Raw genomic sequence first — 16,870 nt, forward strand, 5'->3', positions numbered from 1 at the left:
TTATGAGCAAAGTTGCCGATCCCCGCGCCATCATCGAGCGCAAGGAATTGATCGCGAAGCTGGATGCGCTGGCAGGCGATCCAGAGACGCCCAAGTCCAAACTGCGTCCCAAGGTCCTGGAATGTCTGAAGACGGCCCTGGCCGAAGGGCGCGCCGAAGTGCGGCGTCGCTTCGAGGAGCAAAAAGCCAGCGGCGCCGAGACGGTGGCGGCCAATTGCTTCCTGATCGATCAGTTGATCCGCGTCATTTACGATTTCGCGGTCGAGCGCATCTTGCCGCAGGGCGTGCGCACCCAGGGCGAACAGATTTCGGTGGCGGCCCAGGGCGGCTATGGTCGCGGCGAATTGTCGCCGCATTCCGACATCGATCTGTTGTTCCTGCTGCCCACCGCCAAGCCCACGCCCTATGCCGAGCAACTGGTCGAATATATTTTATACATGCTGTGGGATCTGGGCCTGACCGTCGGTCACGCCACGCGCTCGGTCGATGAATGTTTGCGCCAAGCCATGAACGATCTGACCATTCGCACGGCGCTGTTGGAAGTGCGTTGGCTGTGGGGCGAAAAAGCCTTGGTCGAGCAGTTGCAGCTTCGCTACCGCACCGAGATCGCCCTGACCACCGCCGAGAGCTTCGCCGAATCGAAACTGGCCGAACGCGACGCCCGGCACGAGCGCATGGGCGATTCGCGCTATGTGCTGGAACCCAACATCAAGGAAGGCAAGGGTGGGCTTCGCGATCTGCAAACGCTGCTGTGGATCGCCAAATATCTTTACTACGTCCAAGACATTCATGATCTGGTGCCCAGGGGCGTGCTGACCGCGCAGGCGGCGCGCAAATTCGCCCAGGCTCAAAACTTCATGTGGACGGTGCGTTGCCATCTGCATTACCTGACCGGGCGCGAGGAAGACCGTCTGACCTTCGACGTGCAGCCGGAATTGGCCAAGCGCATGGGCTATGCCGGTCGCTCGGGTTCCAGATCGGTCGAGCGCTTCATGAAGCATTATTTTCTGATCGCCAAATATGTGGGCGATCTTACGCGCATCGTCTGCGCGGTGCTGGAAGAAAGCCATAAGCGCAGGCCCAAGGCCGGACGTTTGCTGGCCAAGCTGTCGCTGAAAAAAGCCATCGACGGTTTCAGGGTCGAGGGCGGGCGGCTGAACGTGATGCATGACGACGACTTCGAGCGCGAGCCGATCCGCATTCTGTCCATCTTCCGCCGCGCCCAGGAAAACGGGCTGGATATCCATCCCAAGGCCTTGGGGCAGATCACCAAACATCTGCGCCTACTTGATCCGCTCAGGAATTCCAAGGACGCCAATCAGATCTTCATGGACATCCTGTCCAGCCCCAAGGGGGCGGAAGACAGTTTGCGCAAGATGAACGAAGCCGGGGTGTTCGGCCGCTTCATTCCCGCCTTCGGGCGCGTGGTGGCGCAGATGCAGTTCGACATGTACCATGTGTACACGGTCGACGAACACACGATCCGCGCCATCGGCATCTTGAACAAGATCGAGCAGGGCGACTACAAGGCCGATCATCCGGTGGCCCATAAGGTGATCCATCAATTGCAGTCCAGGCGCGCCCTATACGCCGCCGCCTTGATGCACGACATCGCCAAGGGCAGGGGCGGCGAACATTCCGAACTGGGGGCCGAGATCGCGCTGAAGCTGGGGCCGCGCATGGGCTTGACCGACGAGGAAACGGAAAGCGTAAGCTGGCTGGTGCGCCACCATTTGTTCATGAGCCAGACAGCCTTCAAGCGCGACATCGACGATCCGAAAACCATTTCCGACTTTGTGGAAATCGTGCAATCGCCCGAGCGGCTGAAGCTGCTTTTGATCCTGACCGTGGCCGACATCCGCGCCGTCGGCCCCACCGTGTGGAACAATTGGAAGGCTGGCCTGTTGCGCGAGCTTTATTACCGCGCCGAGGAAATGATCAGCGGCTCGTTGTCGCCGGGCGAAGAACGCAGCACGCGCGTCGAGGCCGCCAAGCAAGCGCTGGCCAAGGCGCTGGACAAGGCGGGCTGGCCGAAGGCGGAGATCGAGGCGCATCTGTCGCGCGGTTATCCGTCCTATTGGCTGTCCTCCGATCTGGAAGAGCAAATCTGGCACGCCAACATGATCCGCGACGCCGAAGCCAACAAATCGGCGCTGACCGTGCGCTATCATGTCGATACGGCGCATGCGGTGACGGCGGTGACCATCTATACCGACGATCATCCGGGCCTGTTCTCGCAGATCGCCGGCGCCATGGCGCTGTCGGGGGCGGGGATCGTGGACGCCAAGATCGTCACCCTGGCCAACGGCATGGCGCTGGATACTTTCGGCGTGCAGGATGCCGATGGCGGGCCGCTGGAAGACAAGGCGCGCATGAAGAAGCTGGAGGGCAATCTGGAGCGCGCCCTGACCGGGCGCATCCGTCTGGGCAAGGAATTGGCGGCCAAGCGCAGCCAGCTTCCCACCAGGGCCAGCGCCTTTCGCGTGCCGGTGCGCGTGTTCCTAGACAATATGGCCAGCCGCACCCATACGCTGATCGAAGTCAATGGACGCGACAGACCCGGCTTTTTGTTCGACGTCACCTCGGCCATTACCGGGCAGGGTTTGCAAATTTCCTCGGCCCATATTTCCACCTATGGCGAGCGGGTGGTTGACGTTTTCTATGTGAAGGACATTTTCGGCATGAAGGTGGATCATGAAGCCAAGCTCAAGCAATTGAGAAAGGCGCTGGAAGCCGCGGTGGCCGATCCTTTGAATCCCGCCGATCCCGCCAATCCATCGCCGCCCAGGTCGGCGGTCAAGCGCAAGGCGCCGCCCGCCAGCGCGCCGCCGCAGGCCAGCGCTTGACATGTCGCTTGGAAAAGCCATCGGAACGGTTGGCTTCTACACGGGACTAAGCCGCGTCACCGGCTTTCTGCGCGACATTCTGGCGGCGCAAATCCTGGGGGCGGGCCTGGTGTCCGACGCCTTCTTCGTCGCCTTCAAATTCCCCAATCTGTTTCGCCGCCTGTTCGGCGAAGGCGCCTTCAACGCCGCCTTCGTGCCCCTGTTCTCCCGCGAGCTGGAGGGGGCGGGCGGCAAGCAAGGTGCGCTGGCCTTCGCAGGCCGGGCCTTTTCGGGACTGGCCTTGGTGCTGGCCTTGTTCGTGGGATTGTTCGAACTGATCATGCCGCTGGCCATGTATGTCTTTGCGCCCGGCTTCGTGGAGAATCCGGAAAAATTCGATCTGGCGGTCACGCTGTCGCGCATCACATTTCCCTATCTGCTGCTGATTTCGCTGGTCTCTCTGCTGTCGGGAATCCTGAACGCCTTCCATAAATTCGCGGCGGCGGCGGCAACCCCCATCTTGCTCAACTTGACGCTGATCGCCAGCCTACTGCTGCTGGTCGAGCATATGCCCACACCCGGCCACGCCATGGCCGTCGGAACCAGCCTGGCCGGGCTGATCCAATTGGCCTGGGTGGGCATGGCTTGTCGCAAGATGGGCTTCACCTTCGCCCTGACCCGGCCCCGTCTCACGCCCGACATCAAGCGGCTGCTGAAGCGCATTCTGCCGGGCGCGGTGGGGGCGGGCATTTATCAGATGAATCTGCTGGTCGATATCATGCTGGCGTCGTTGGTTGCCGAAGGTGCGGTTTCCTACCTTTATTACGCCGACCGCGTGAATCAATTGCCGCTGGGCATCGTAGGCGCCGCCATCGGCACGGCGCTGTTGCCCATTTTGTCGCGCCATCTGGCGGCGGGCAACGATCAGGCGGCGCAATCGGCGCAGAACCGCTCGCTGGAATTCGGTTTGCTGATCGCTCTGCCCTCGGCCTTCGGCCTGATGGCGCTGGCGCTACCGATCACGCAGGTTTTGTTCGAGCGCGGCGCTTTCGACTATGCCGCCAGCCTCGCCACCGCCAAGGCCTTGGCCGCCTTCGCGCTGGGTCTGCCCGCCTTCGTGCTGGTCAAGACGCTGACCCCCGCCTTCTTCGCCCGCGAAGACACGGCGACGCCGGTGAAAACCGCCAGCATCGCCATGCTGGCCAATATCGCCATCGCCTTCGCCTTGATGCCGCTGTGGGGATTCGTCGGCATCGCGCTGGCTTCGGCGGCCTCGGCCTGGCTGAATGTGGCGATGCTCTACCGCCTGACCAGAAAACATGGCTGGTTCAAAGCCGATCAGCGTTTGAAATTCCGCCTGCCCCGCATTCTGCTGGCCGCCATGGCCACGGGTCTTTGCGCCTTTGGCATTGGATCGCTGAGCGACAGCGCCCATGTGCTGGGTCAGGCCCTGTCGCTGGCCCTGGCCATCGGGGGGGCGATTCTCGTCTATGCCAGCTTGCTGCTGCTGCTCAAAGCGGCCTCGCTCAAGGAATTCAAGCGTCGCGGAGGCGTATCATGATCGTCGGCGTGCCCAAGGAGATCAAGACGCACGAATATCGGGTGGGGTTGGTGCCCGGCTCGGTGCGCGAACTGGTGCATCACGGCCATGACGTGCTGGTGCAGACCGGCGCTGGCCTGGGGGCCGGTCACGAGGACCAAGCCTTTGTCGATGTCGGCGCGCGCATTCTGGGAACGGCGCACGAGGTCTTCGCCCAGGCCCAGCTGATCGTCAAGGTCAAGGAGCCGCAGCCACAGGAAATCGCCTTGCTGCGGGCGGGCCAGACCCTGTTCACCTATTTGCACTTGGCCCCCGATCCCAAGCAGGCCAAGGGGCTGCAAGACAGCAAGGCCACGGCCATCGCCTATGAAACCGTGACCGACGCCAAGGGCCGATTGCCGCTGCTGGCCCCGATGAGCGAGGTAGCCGGGCGCATGGCTGTGCAGGCGGGTGCCCATCATCTGGAAAAAGAACAGGGCGGAGCGGGGATTCTGCTGGGCGGCGTGCCGGGCGTCGCACCCGCCAATGTCGTGGTGCTGGGCGGCGGCGTGGTGGGATCGAACGCGGCGCGCATGGCGATCGGCCTGGGCGCTCGCGTCACCTTGCTGGATCGGAACCTGGCGCGCTTGGCCGAGTTGGAAGACCATTTCGGAGCTTCGCTGACCACCATTTTCGCCACGCTGGACGCTGTCGAGCGCCATGTGCTGGCCGCCGATCTGGTGATCGGCGCCGTTCTGCTGCCGGGCGGCGCGGCTCCTCGGCTGATCACCAGAAAGATGATCGGGCGCATGCGTCCAGGCTCGGTGCTGGTCGATGTCGCCATCGATCAGGGCGGCTGCGCCGAAACCAGCCGCCCCACCACCCATGCCGATCCCACCTATGTGGTGGATGGCGTGGTCCATTATTGTGTCGCCAACATGCCGGGCGCGGTGGCCCGCACCTCGGCCCAGGCGCTCAACAACGCCACCCTGCCTTTCGTGCTGGCCCTGGCCGATCTCGGCGTCAAGCAGGCCCTGCGTCAGGATGCGCATCTGCTGGCGGGGCTGAACGTGTATGATGGAATGCTTACGCACGAAGCTGTGGCAAAGGCGCTTGGCATAGCTTATGTTCCCGCGCTTGCAGCCCTAAACCAGTAGGTAGAACCATGGACGTCAAAAAAATCCCCATCGGGTCCAACCCGCCCTACGAAGTCAATGTCATCATCGAAATTCCCATGGGCGGCAGCCCGGTGAAATACGAGATGGACAAGGAATCGGGGGCCATCTTCGTCGACCGCTTCTTGCACACGGCGATGTACTATCCGATGAATTATGGATTCATTCCGCACACGCTAAGCCAGGATGGCGATCCCATCGACGCCGCTGTGCTGGGCAACATTCCGGTCATTCCCGGCGTGGTCATCCGCTCGCGCCCCATCGGCGTTCTGCTGATGGAAGACGAAGGCGGCATCGACGAGAAAATTCTGTGCGTGCCCGTCGACAAGCTGCATCCTTTCCATTCCAACGTCGGCTCGTACCGCGACCTGCAAGGCATCATGCTGGAACAGATCGCCCACTTCTTCGCCCATTACAAAGACCTGGAAAAGGGCAAATGGGTGCAGGTCAAGCGTTGGGGCGAGCCTGAGGAAGCGCTGGATCTGATCCGCCAGGGCATCGAGCGGGCGAAAGAAGCGAAATAGCTCCATGTCCCGCCTTTACGTTCACGAAGGCGACATCACCCGTTTGCAGGTGGACGCCATCGTGAACGCCGCCAATGAATCGCTATTGGGCGGGGGCGGCGTCGATGGCGCCATCCATCTTGCCGCTGGTCCCGGCCTACTGGAAGAATGCAAAACCCTGGGCGGCTGCGCCACCGGCGAGGCGAAGGTCACCAAGGGCTACGGCCTGCCCGCCAAGTGGATCATCCATACGGTGGGGCCGGTCTGGCAAGATGGTTCGCAAGGCGAAGATGCGCTGCTGGCGTCTTGTTATCGCCGCTGCATGGAAGAGGCGGGTCGGCTGAAAGTCGCCTCGCTGGCCTTTCCCTGCATTGCCACCGGCGTCTATGGCTATCCCCCGGAGCGCGCCGCTCGCATCGCCGTCGCTACCGTCACGGCCGGTCTGGCGACATGCGAGATGCTGGAGCGCGTGGTCTTCGTTACCTTCGATCCCTCAGCCACGCAAATCTATCAGGCGTTGTTGCCGGTTTCCTGATAACGCGGCAGGAAGACCGTAAAGCGCGACCCGACGCCCAGCGTGCTTTCGATTTGCAGCGCGCCGCGATGGCGGTTCACCATATGTTTGACGATGGCCAGGCCCAGGCCGGTGCCGCCCATGGCGCGCGATCTGGCCGTATCGACGCGATAAAACCGCTCGGTCAGGCGCGGCAGATGCTCCTTTGCGATGCCCTCGCCTTCGTCGCTGACAGTGATCGCCACGCAATCTTGCCGCGCTTCGGGTCCCATGGTCATCGGACCCCTATCGACGCGCCGGACCTCGACGCCGACATTGCCGCCGCGCTTGCCGTACTTGATGGCGTTGTCGATCAGGTTTTGAAAAATCTGCGTCAGCTCGTCGGCGGCGCCGGTTACCAGCGGCAGGTCCGGCGGCAGCGACAAGGACAGCGTCGCCTCCTTGGCCTTGGCGTTGATCGCCAAACCGTCAGTGACGGATGACAGCAGCTTGCCCAGATCAACGCTTTCGGTGGGCGGGGTCAGTTCGTTCAGCTCGACCCTGGACAGGCTTAGCAGATCTTGCACCAGACGCGACATGCGAGACGTTTGGTCGAACATGATGGCCAGGAATTTTTCATGCGCCTCGGCATCGTCCTTGGCGGGGCCTTGCAGGGTTTCGATGAAACCCGAAAGCGTGGCCAGCGGCGTGCGCAATTCGTGGCTGGCGTTGGCCACGAAGTCAGCGCGCATCTGCTCGGTGCGCTTAAGCGCGGTGATGTCGTGGAAGGTCAGCAGCGCCACCGCGTTGTCGAGCGCCTTGACCGGCAAAGGTTCGATGCGCGCCAGGAAAATGCGCGCCACCGTGCCCGCCGATTCGAAAGGCACTTCCTGGCCGCTGGTTCCCGCCAGAACGGCGTCCACCGCTTCCAGCACGTCGGGATCGCGCAGGAACTGGGCCAAGTCGCGCTCGCGCAGGTCGCGACCGAACAATTTGCGCGCCGTCAGATTGGCGCGGACCACGCGCCGCTTATCGTCAAGCAGCAGCAGCGGGTCGGGCAGGCTGTCCAGCACGGTTTCGTAAGTGCCCGCGATGGCGTATTGGCGGCGCAGCTCGCGGCTCCAATTCTCGCGCAGGCGGAAAAGCTGCGCGATCAGCCCGGCGGCCCAGCCGCGCTCGGGCCGGTAATATGTCTTTTGATTGGCGTCGTCGAGAGAGCGGACCAGCGCCTCGGCGGCCAGCAAGTCGGTCAGATGGCGGTGAATGAGCAGGGCGGTGGCTGCGAAGACCAGGGCGCTGGCCGCGAAAAAGGCCCAGAAGGGCATCAGGCGCAGAAAGGCCAGGACGAACATGACCAGAATGGCGGGCGTCGCCACGGCCAGCGCGGCGGGCAGATAGCGGGCTGGCTGAATGGCTGGGGGACGCGGCATCAATCCAACGCGTCGTGGGCGGCCAGCAGCGCCATATGCAAGATATCGGTCACCGTGGCGTCCATGGGCACGATCTGCGCGGGTTTGGACAAGCCCATCAGCACGGGTCCGATCACCGACGCCTTGCCCAGCTTCTGGATCAGCTTCGATGAAATCGCGGCGCTGTACAGGCCCGGCATGATCAGCACATTGGCCGGTCCCGACAGGCGGCAGAAGGGATAATGTTTCATCATCTCGGGATCGAGCGCCACGTCGGCGGCCATTTCGCCGTCATATTCGAAATCGACCTTTTGCTTGTCCAGCAGCGCCACGGCGTCGCGCACGCGCTCGGCCTGAAGCGACGGCGGATTGCCGAAATTGGAGTAAGAGAGCAAGGCAAGCCTAGGTTCATGCCCCCAGCGCCGGGCCTTGGCCGCCATTTGCCTCGCGATATGGGCGATGGTTTCGGGGTCGGGCGTTTCATGCACGGCGGTATCGGCGATGAAAACCGTGCGTCCGCTGGCAATCAGGATCGAATGGCCGAAAACCAGTTCGCCGGGATGGGGGTCGATGACGCGGGTGATCTCGTCGAAGGCCGCCGAATAGCTGCGCGTCAGGCCGGTCACCATGGCGTCGGCGTCGCCCGCCTCCACCATCAGGGCGGCGAAGATGTTGCGCTCCAGATTGACCATGCGCATGGCGTCGCGCTTCAATAGGCCTTGGCGCTGCATGCGGGCATACAGGCGTTCGGCGTAAAGGGCGTTGCGGTCGGACAGGCGGGCGTTGAGCACCTCAAGCTCCTCGGCGCCCTGCAGGCCAAGATCGCGAATGGTTTTCTGGATGCGCTCTTCCCTGCCGATCAGCACCGGCGTGCCGTAGCCTGCATGCAAGAAGGCCAGGGCGGCGCGGATGCTTTTTTCCTCCTCGCCCTCGGCGAAGGCGATGCGCTTGGGATTGGCGCGCACCTTTTCGGCGATGGCCTCCAGCGTCGAGGCGGTGGGGTCCAGGCGGGCCGACAGCTTTTTGACATAGGCGTCAAGATCGGCGATCGGACGTCGCGCCACGCCGGAATCCATGGCGGCCTTGGCGACGGCCAGCGGCACCGAGGCGATCAGGCGTGGATCGAAGGGAACGGGAATGATGTAATCGGGTCCGTAGCGAAGATGGCGTCCGGCATAGGCGGCGTCCACCTCGTCGGGCACGTCCTGGCGGGCCAGGGAGGCGATGGCGTGGGCGGCGGCGACCTTCATCTCTTCATTGATGGTTCTGGCGCGCACGTCCAAAGCGCCCCGGAAGATATAGGGAAAGCCCAGCACATTGTTGATCTGGTTGGGATAGTCGCTGCGTCCGGTCGCCACGATGGCGTCGGGGACAGCGGCCCTGGCCTCCTCGGGCGTGATTTCAGGATCGGGATTGGCCATGGCGAACAGGATCGGCTTGGGGGCCATGCTTTTGACCATGGCCTGTGTCACGCAACCCTTGACCGACAGGCCCAGGAAAATGTCGGCCCCCTCCATCGCCTGCTCAAGCGTGCGGGCCTTGGTGGGCACGGCATGGGCACTTTTCCATTGGTTCATGCCTTCGGTGCGGCCCTGATAGACCACGCCCTTGGTGTCGCACAAAAGCGCGTTTTCGTGGGGAAGACCCAGGGCTTTCACCAGTTCCAGACAGGCGATGCCAGCGGCACCCGCGCCATTCACCACCATCTTCACCTTCTTGATGTCGCGGCCCGTGAGGTCAAGCGCGTTCAAAAGGCCGGCGGCGGCGATGATGGCGGTGCCGTGCTGGTCGTCGTGAAAGACCGGAATGTCCATCAGCTCGCGCAAGCGGCTTTCGATGATGAAACATTCGGGGGCCTTGATGTCTTCCAGATTGATGCCGCCGAAGGTGGGGCCCAGGAAGCGCACGCAATTGACGAATTCGTCGACGTCCCTTGTGTCGACTTCAAGATCGATGCCGTCGATATCGGCGAAGCGCTTGAACAGAACCGCCTTGCCTTCCATCACCGGCTTGCCCGCCAGCGCCCCCAGATCGCCCAGGCCCAGCACCGCCGTGCCGTTCGAGATGATGGCGACCAGATTGCCCTTGGCCGTGTAGTCATAGGCCAGTTCGGGATCCTTGGCGATCATCAGGCAAGGAGCGGCAACCCCCGGCGAATAGGCCAGCGACAGGTCGCGCTGGGTGTTCAAGGGTTTGGTGGGCGCGATCTCCAGCTTGCCCGGCTTGCCCTGGGCATGCATCAGCAGGGCTTCGCGATCCAGGCTGGAGAATTCGCTGGTCATGACCTTACGCCCCCTTGCGCTCCACGATGTGCAGATTGGCCGCCCCGTGACTTTGCAAAACACCCCTGGCCCGGCCCTCGCGCAAATCGTCCTGCGCCGCTACCCACAAGATGATCGAACCGGCCTCGATGGCGCGCTCGAACTCCTTGGAGTCAGGGGTGGCGGTCACGTCGCCCAGGAATTCGCTCAGCGCAAAGGCGCCGACGCTTGCCGCCACGACGCCCGCCAAGGCGGCGCCCACCGGCCCGGCGGCCAGGGCGATCAGACCGGCGGCCACCAGCGGCCCTTCGTATTTCATCTCGCCCACCAGTCCAGTCAGGCGCTCCTTCAGGCTGGCCGCCTCGGGCCTTGCGGCGTCCAAGGAGCTGTGCGAGGCCAGGACGGACAGATCGGAAGGCTCGAAACCCGCCTTCAGCAGGGCCTCGACGCAAGATTCGAATTTGGACTTGTCGGCGATGATGCCGACCAGCTCGCGGTGGGGATGTTGGGATGACACGGGCGTTCCTTGCTTGAATAAACTAGACCTTCCCATTCTGCCCCAGTTGTTGGGCCAGGGGCAAGAAAGCCTTGCCGAAGCCATCCTTGCGTGCAAGATGGCGCGATGCTGACACCGATGAAAGTTTTCTTACTGCTTTTGCTGGCCGCCGCCATTTGGTACGGCTTTAAGTTCTGGCGCTGGCAAAACAATTTTCGTAAGGAATTTCAAAGACAAATGGACGAAGCCGCGCAGTTTTCCAGGCCGTCTTCGCCCCCTCCCTCGCCCGTGCCGGACACGGGAATCGACGATCTTGCCCCCTGCCCGGTCTGCAATACCTATGGCGTTCCCGGACAAATGAAAAGCTGCGGACGTCCCGACTGCCCATATCCCGGTTGACCTGAGCCACCCCCCTTGGGTAGCTTGGCGCCGCCCGCCCAACCAATTTGGTGTCATGCACAACAAGAAACCCAGTTTCCAGGATCTGATCCTGACCCTGCAGGCCTTCTGGGCCAGGCAGGGCTGTGTGATTTTGCAGCCCTACGACATGGAAGTGGGGGCTGGCACCTTCCATCCCGCCACCACCTTGCGGGCCTTGGGCAAGAAACCCTGGAAGGCGGCCTATGTGCAGCCCTCGCGCCGCCCGGCCGACGGGCGCTATGGCGAGAATCCCAACCGGCTGCAGCATTATTACCAATTCCAGGTCATCTTGAAGCCCAGCCCGGCCAATGCGCAGGATTTGTATCTGCAAAGCCTGAAGGAACTGGGCATCGATCCCATGAAGCACGACATTCGCTTCGTGGAAGACGATTGGGAAAGCCCCACCTTGGGGGCCTGGGGCTTGGGCTGGGAAGTGTGGTGCGACGGCATGGAAGTGACGCAGTTCACCTATTTCCAGCAAGTGGGCGGCATCGAATGCGACCCGGTCTCGGCCGAGCTGACCTATGGGCTTGAGCGCTTGGCCATGTACATCCAAGGCGTCGAGAATGTCTTCGACCTCGATTTCAACGGCCAGGGCGTCAAATACGGCGACGTCTTCCATCAGGCCGAGGTGGAATATTCGGCCCATAATTTCGAACATGCGGGCACCGACATGCTGCTGCGCCATTTCGAAGACGCCGAAGCCGAATGCAAGGCGCTGCTGGGCCAGAATCTGGCCCTGCCCGCCTATGACCAATGCATCAAGGCCAGCCATCGCTTCAATCTGCTGGACGCCAGGGGCGTGATCAGCGTGGCCGAGCGCCAGGCCTATATCGGGCGCGTTCGCCAGTTGGCCAAGGCCTGCTGCGAAGGCTGGCTCAAAAGCCAAGGGGAGCTGTAGGCCATGCCCGAGCTTCTGCTTGAACTTTTCTCGGAAGAAATTCCCGCCCGCATGCAAGACGAGGCGGCCAGGGCGCTGGCCCACGGCGTGATGTCCGGGCTGAACGCCAATGGCCTTGGCGTCGGCGATCACGACATCGAATTCTTCGCCACGCCGCGCCGACTGGTCCTGATCGTGCACAATCTGCCCGAGCTGCAGCCCGACGTGAAGGAAGAGCGCAAGGGACCGCGCGTCGGCGCCCCCCAGCAGGCCATCGACGGCTTCTTGAAGTCGGCGGGTCTTGCGTCGCTGGACCAGTGCGAAAAGCAAGATACCGGCAAGGGCGAATTCTGGATCGCCAATATCGAAAAGAAGGGGCGTCGCACCAAATATGTTTTGGTCGATATCCTGAAAACGGTGATCTGCGGTTTCGCCTGGCCGAAATCGATGCGCTGGTCGGACTATAATTTCCGCTGGGTGCGTCCGCTTCACAACATTCTGGCCCTGTTCGACGGCCAGCCCATTCCGCTGCTCATCGAGCGCAAGGGCGAGAACAAGCCCTACGATCCCAGCACCTACGAACAACCGGGGGCCTGGGCCGAAATCCAGGCCGCCAAAAGCGCCGTGCTGGCCGCCAACGACAAAACCTGCGGGCACCGTTTCATGGCGCCCGACCCGTTCGCCGTGCGGGACGTCAAGGATTACCTGGGCCGCCTGAAATCGGTTTACGTGGTTCTGGACGGCGACGAAAGGAAGCGCATCATCGCCACGCAGCTTGGCAATATGTGCGAGGATGCCGGGCTTAAACTGCGCGACGACAAGGGCCTGCTCGATGAAGTGGCGGGACTGGTCGAATGGCCGGTGGTGCTGATGGGGCGCATCGACGACAAATTCATGGATGTGCCGCCCGAAGTGCTGATCACCTCGATGCGCAGCCATCAGAAATATTTCTCGTTGCTCAATGCCGACGGTTCGTTGGCACCGCGCTTCGCCCTGGTCTCCAACATGGTGACCGAGGACAAAGGCAAGGCCATCGTGGCGGGCAATGAGCGCGTGTTGCGCGCCCGTTTGTCGGACGCCAAATTCTTCTGGGACCAGGACAGGAAGCACAGTCTGGAATCGCGCCTGCCCAAGCTGGACCAGCGCGTCTTCTACAAGGGCCTGGGCACCATGCAAGACAAGGCAAGGCGCTTGGAGAAGCTGGCCGAGGGGCTGGCTGCTTTCGTGCCCGGCTGCGATGCTGGGCTGGCCGCCAGAGCCGCGAAACTGGCCAAGGCCGACCTGTCCACCGGCATGGTTGGCGAATTCCCCGAACTGCAGGGCGTGATGGGCCGCTATTACGCCCAGAACGACGGCGAGCAAGCCGATGTCGCCCAGGCGGTGGCCGACCATTACGCGCCCCAGGGGCCTTCCGACCGCTGCCCCACAGCGCCCGTGTCGGTGGCCGTGGCGCTGGCCGACAAGCTGGACACGTTGGTCGGTTTCTTCGCCATCGGCGAAAAGCCCACGGGGTCCAAGGATCCGTTCGCGCTCAGGCGCGCCGCCCTCGGCGTCATCCGCCTGATCATCGAAAACAAGCTGCGCCTGCCCCTAAGCGCCGCCTTCATGATGGCGGGCAACCAATATGGCGAGCTTCTGGACGAAAGCGGGCTGAAAGCCGCCTATGCCGACCTGCCCGGCTTCTTCGCCGACCGTTTGAAAGTGCATCTGAAGGAGCAGAAAACGCGCCACGATCTGGTGGACGCGGTCTTCGCCCTGGGCGGCGAGGACGATCTGGTCCGCCTGCTGGCTCGAGTCGCGGCCCTTCAGGCTTTTCTGGCCAGCGCCGACGGGGCCAATCTGCTGACCGGCTACAAGCGGGCGGCCAATATCTTGAAAATTGAGGAAAAGAAAGACAAAAAGGGCTATAGTGAAGCCGTTCTTCTGGACAGGCTTCAAGAAGCCCCGGAACGGGCCTTGGCCGATGCTCTTGGGAAAGCCCAGGGGCTGATCGGCGAAAGCCTGCGGGCCGAGGACTTCATGGGGGCGATGGGTGTGATGGCTGGCCTGCGCCAGCCAGTGGACGCCTTTTTCGACCAAGTCACGGTCAATTCGGAAGAACAAGAACTTCGGGCCAACCGGCTCAGGCTTCTGGCCGGCATCCGATCGGCCGTGGATCAGGTAGCGGATTTCTCAAAGATCGAGGGGTAAAGTCATGACGAAATGGGTCTACACGTTCGGTGGCGGCAGTTCCGAAGGACGCGCCGACATGAAGAACCTTCTGGGCGGCAAGGGTGCCAATCTGGCCGAAATGGCCGGACTGGGTCTGCCCGTTCCCCCCGGCTTCACCATCACCACCGAAGTCTGCACCTACTATTACGCCAACAAGGAAACCTATCCGTCCGACCTTGACGCCCAGATCGAGGCTGGCTTGGCCCACATCGAAAAGATCGTCGACGCCAAGTTCGGCGACACGGCCAATCCGCTGCTGGTTTCGGTGCGCTCTGGCGCCAGGGCCTCGATGCCCGGCATGATGGACACCGTGCTCAATCTTGGCCTCAACGACGCCACCGTGGCGGGTCTGGCCAAGCGGGCCGGCGACGAACGCTTCGCCTTCGACAGCTACCGGCGCTTCATCCAGATGTATTGCAACGTGGTTCTTGAAATTCCCTCGCACAATTTCGAGGAAATTCTGGAAGGCGTTAAGGAAGACAAAGGCTATCATCTGGACACCGACCTGAAGGCCGACGACTGGAAGAAAGTGGTCGAGCTTTACAAGAAGAAGGTGCAAGACAAGCTGGGCAAGCCCTTCCCGCAGGACCCCAAGGAACAGCTGCGGGGCGCCGTGGGCGCCGTGTTCGGCTCGTGGATGAACCAGCGCGCCTGCACCTATCGCCGCTTGCATGACATCCCCGAATCCTGGGGCACGGCGGTCAATGTTCAGGCCATGGTGTTCGGCAACATGGGCGACGATTCGGCGACTGGCGTTTGCTTTACCCGCAATCCCTCGACCGGCGAGAATCTGTTCTACGGCGAATTCCTGATCAACGCCCAGGGCGAAGACGTGGTGGCGGGCATCCGCACGCCGCAGCAGATCACCCTGGCGGGCAAGAACGCCCAGAAAAGCGATCTTCCGGCCATGGAAGAAGTGATGCCCGTCATGTTCAAGGAATTGAACGACGTGCGATTGAAGCTGGAAAAACATTACCGCGACATGCAGGACATGGAGTTCACCATCCAGAAGGGCAAGTTGTGGATGCTCCAGACCCGCAACGGCAAGCGCACCGCCAAGGCGGCGCTGCGGGTCGCCGTCGAGATGGCGAACGAGGGCCTGATCACCAAGGAAGAGGCGATCAAGCGCGTCGAGCCGCAGGCGCTTGATCAGCTCTTGCATCCCACGCTGGACCCCAAGGCCAAGCGCGACGTGCTGGGCAAGGGCCTGCCCGCCTCGCCGGGCGCTGCGTCGGGCCGTGTCGTGTTCACCGCCGACGAGGCCGAAGCCTGGGCCCAGAAGGGCGAGAAGGTCATGCTGGTGCGCGTCGAAACCAGCCCCGAAGACATCGGCGGCATGCATGTGGCGCAAGGCATCCTGACCACGCGCGGCGGCATGACCAGCCACGCCGCCGTGGTGGCCCGCGGCATGGGCCGTCCTTGCGTCGCCGGTTGCGGCGAATTGCGCGTTGATTACGCCGCCAAAACCTTCAAGGCGGGTGCCCGCATCGTTAAGGAAGGCGACGTCATCACCATCGACGGCTCGTCGGGCGAAGTGATGATGGGCGAAGTGCCGACCATCCAGCCGGAACTGACCGGCGACTTCGGTCGCCTGATGGAATGGGCCGACGCCGTGCGCAAGCTGAAGGTGCGCGCCAATGCCGAGACGCCGCTGGATGCCAGCACGGCCCGCAAGTTCGGGGCCGAGGGCATCGGACTGTGCCGCACCGAGCATATGTTCTTCGATCCCAAGCGCATCATCGCCATGCGCGAAATGATCCTGGCCGACAACGAGGCGGGACGGCGCACGGCGCTGGCCAAGCTGATTCCCTTCCAGCGCCAGGATTTCATTGATCTCTTCACCATCATGCGCGGCCTGCCGGTGACCATCCGCCTTCTGGATCCGCCGCTGCATGAATTCCTGCCCCAGGGCGAGGCCGAGGCAGCCGACGTCGCCAAGGAAGCGGGCGTCGACATCGCCACCGTCAGGGCGCGTTCAGCCGCCTTGCACGAAGCCAATCCCATGCTGGGCCATCGCGGCTGCCGCCTGGGCGTCACCTATCCCGAAATCTACGAGATGCAGGCCCAGGCCATTTTCGAAGCCGCGGTCGAAGTTTCGAAGTCTGGCGAGCCGGTGGTGCCCGAGATCATGATTCCCTTGGTCAGCACCAAGAAGGAGCTTGATCTGATGAAGGCCTCGGTCGACAAGATGGCGGCGGAAGTCTTCGCCAAGGCTGGCAAGAAGCTGGTCTATCACGTCGGCACCATGATCGAACTGCCCAGGGCCGCCCTGCAGGCGGGCAAGATCGCCGAGACGGCCGAGTTCTTCAGCTTCGGCACCAACGATCTGACCCAGACCACGCTGGGCATGTCGCGTGACGATTCGGGACCGTTCCTGGAAGTCTATCGCGCCAAGGGCATCTATGAGCAAGACCCCTTCGCGTCGCTTGACGTCGATGGCGTCGGCGAGCTGATCAAGATCGCCAAGGAGCGCGGTCGCGCCACTCGCGCCGACATCAAGCTGGGAATCTGCGGCGAACATGGCGGCGATCCGGCCTCGATCCAGTTCTGCCAGAAGGTGGGGCTGGATTACGTGTCCTGCTCGCCTTACCGCGTGCCCATCGCGCGCCTGGCCGCAGCGCAGGCCGCCCTGGGTTCGCACGAAGACCGCACGGCGTAAGTTAATTCCCGGGTGCGCC

General features: G+C 62.7%; 12 protein-coding genes. 9 read left to right on the plus strand and 3 right to left on the minus strand.

Features of this window, described 5'->3' with window-relative positions; translation table 11 throughout:
- The first annotated feature begins 2 nt into the window (after positions 1 to 2).
- Genes HQL44_06195 through HQL44_06215 form a run of 5 tightly spaced genes read left to right on the plus strand, consistent with a single transcriptional unit; the run spans position 3 to position 6,557 of the window.
- Complete coding sequence (locus HQL44_06195; GenBank protein ID MBF0268163.1) at positions 3 to 2,846, plus strand: [protein-PII] uridylyltransferase; 2,844 nt, start codon at positions 3 to 5, stop codon at positions 2,844 to 2,846.
- 1 nt (position 2,847) lies between these two features.
- Complete coding sequence (gene murJ / locus HQL44_06200) at positions 2,848 to 4,386, plus strand: murein biosynthesis integral membrane protein MurJ (protein ID MBF0268164.1); 1,539 nt, start codon at positions 2,848 to 2,850, stop codon at positions 4,384 to 4,386.
- Positions 4,383 to 5,501, plus strand: coding sequence for an alanine dehydrogenase (gene ald / locus HQL44_06205; protein ID MBF0268165.1), 1,119 nt, complete (start codon positions 4,383 to 4,385; stop codon positions 5,499 to 5,501). The genes murJ and ald overlap by 4 nt, the downstream gene beginning before the upstream one ends.
- A gap of 8 nt (positions 5,502 to 5,509) precedes the next feature.
- Positions 5,510 to 6,043, plus strand: coding sequence for an inorganic diphosphatase (ppa, locus tag HQL44_06210; protein ID MBF0268166.1), 534 nt, complete (start codon positions 5,510 to 5,512; stop codon positions 6,041 to 6,043).
- A 4-nt stretch (positions 6,044 to 6,047) separates the two neighbouring features.
- Positions 6,048 to 6,557 (plus strand): O-acetyl-ADP-ribose deacetylase, encoded by a 510-nt coding sequence (locus tag HQL44_06215; GenBank protein MBF0268167.1) that lies wholly within the window; start codon positions 6,048 to 6,050, stop codon positions 6,555 to 6,557.
- Here HQL44_06215 and HQL44_06220 read toward each other — a convergent pair.
- The 3 genes from HQL44_06220 to HQL44_06230 are packed head-to-tail and all read right to left on the minus strand — an operon-like array spanning position 6,533 to position 10,738.
- The gene (locus HQL44_06220) at positions 6,533 to 7,945 is read right to left on the minus strand and encodes a PAS domain-containing protein (GenBank protein MBF0268168.1); all 1,413 of its coding nucleotides are present in this window, start codon (positions 7,943 to 7,945) and stop codon (positions 6,533 to 6,535) included. The two genes, HQL44_06215 and HQL44_06220, sit on opposite strands and share 25 nt — an antisense overlap.
- Positions 7,945 to 10,206 (minus strand): NADP-dependent malic enzyme, encoded by a 2,262-nt coding sequence (locus HQL44_06225; protein ID MBF0268169.1) that lies wholly within the window; start codon positions 10,204 to 10,206, stop codon positions 7,945 to 7,947. Before HQL44_06225 ends, HQL44_06220 begins: the two co-directional genes overlap by 1 nt.
- 4 nt (positions 10,207 to 10,210) lie before the next feature.
- Complete coding sequence (locus HQL44_06230) at positions 10,211 to 10,738, minus strand: hypothetical protein (protein ID MBF0268170.1); 528 nt, start codon at positions 10,736 to 10,738, stop codon at positions 10,211 to 10,213.
- Between the two features lie 81 nt (positions 10,739 to 10,819).
- Between HQL44_06230 and HQL44_06235 the strand changes: the two genes are divergently transcribed.
- Genes HQL44_06235 through HQL44_06250 form a run of 4 tightly spaced genes read left to right on the plus strand, consistent with a single transcriptional unit; the run spans position 10,820 to position 16,851 of the window.
- The gene (locus HQL44_06235; GenBank protein MBF0268171.1) at positions 10,820 to 11,080 is read left to right on the plus strand and encodes a hypothetical protein; all 261 of its coding nucleotides are present in this window, start codon (positions 10,820 to 10,822) and stop codon (positions 11,078 to 11,080) included.
- A 55-nt stretch (positions 11,081 to 11,135) separates the two neighbouring features.
- A complete protein-coding gene (locus HQL44_06240; GenBank protein ID MBF0268172.1) occupies positions 11,136 to 12,002 on the plus strand; it encodes a glycine--tRNA ligase subunit alpha in 867 nt (288 codons plus the stop codon).
- A gap of 3 nt (positions 12,003 to 12,005) precedes the next feature.
- Entirely contained in the window at positions 12,006 to 14,171 is a 2,166-nt protein-coding gene (locus HQL44_06245; GenBank protein ID MBF0268173.1) for a glycine--tRNA ligase subunit beta, read from the plus strand.
- A 4-nt stretch (positions 14,172 to 14,175) separates the two neighbouring features.
- Complete coding sequence (locus HQL44_06250) at positions 14,176 to 16,851, plus strand: pyruvate, phosphate dikinase (protein ID MBF0268174.1); 2,676 nt, start codon at positions 14,176 to 14,178, stop codon at positions 16,849 to 16,851.
- Positions 16,852 to 16,870: the final 19 nt, after the last annotated feature.

It is taken from the genome of Alphaproteobacteria bacterium, assembly GCA_015231795.1.
Taxonomy (GTDB): Bacteria; Pseudomonadota; Alphaproteobacteria; order Rhodospirillales; family WMHbin7; genus WMHbin7.

Bases quoted from the DNA above. Each gene is read 5' to 3' on its own strand.
- HQL44_06195 (MBF0268163.1), top strand. From the start codon at position 3: ATGAGCAAAGTTGCCGATCCCCGCGCCATCATCGAGCGCAAGGAATTG.
- ppa (MBF0268166.1), top strand. From the start codon at position 5,510: ATGGACGTCAAAAAAATCCCCATCGGGTCCAACCCGCCCTACGAAGTC.
- HQL44_06225 (MBF0268169.1), bottom strand. From the start codon at position 10,206: ATGACCAGCGAATTCTCCAGCCTGGATCGCGAAGCCCTGCTGATGCAT.
- HQL44_06250 (MBF0268174.1), top strand. From the start codon at position 14,176: ATGACGAAATGGGTCTACACGTTCGGTGGCGGCAGTTCCGAAGGACGC.
- HQL44_06215 (MBF0268167.1), top strand. From the start codon at position 6,048: ATGTCCCGCCTTTACGTTCACGAAGGCGACATCACCCGTTTGCAGGTG.
- HQL44_06240 (MBF0268172.1), top strand. From the start codon at position 11,136: ATGCACAACAAGAAACCCAGTTTCCAGGATCTGATCCTGACCCTGCAG.
- HQL44_06230 (MBF0268170.1), bottom strand. From the start codon at position 10,738: ATGGGAAGGTCTAGTTTATTCAAGCAAGGAACGCCCGTGTCATCCCAA.
- HQL44_06235 (MBF0268171.1), top strand. From the start codon at position 10,820: ATGAAAGTTTTCTTACTGCTTTTGCTGGCCGCCGCCATTTGGTACGGC.
- murJ (MBF0268164.1), top strand. From the start codon at position 2,848: ATGTCGCTTGGAAAAGCCATCGGAACGGTTGGCTTCTACACGGGACTA.
- HQL44_06245 (MBF0268173.1), top strand. From the start codon at position 12,006: ATGCCCGAGCTTCTGCTTGAACTTTTCTCGGAAGAAATTCCCGCCCGC.
- HQL44_06220 (MBF0268168.1), bottom strand. From the start codon at position 7,945: ATGCCGCGTCCCCCAGCCATTCAGCCAGCCCGCTATCTGCCCGCCGCG.
- ald (MBF0268165.1), top strand. From the start codon at position 4,383: ATGATCGTCGGCGTGCCCAAGGAGATCAAGACGCACGAATATCGGGTG.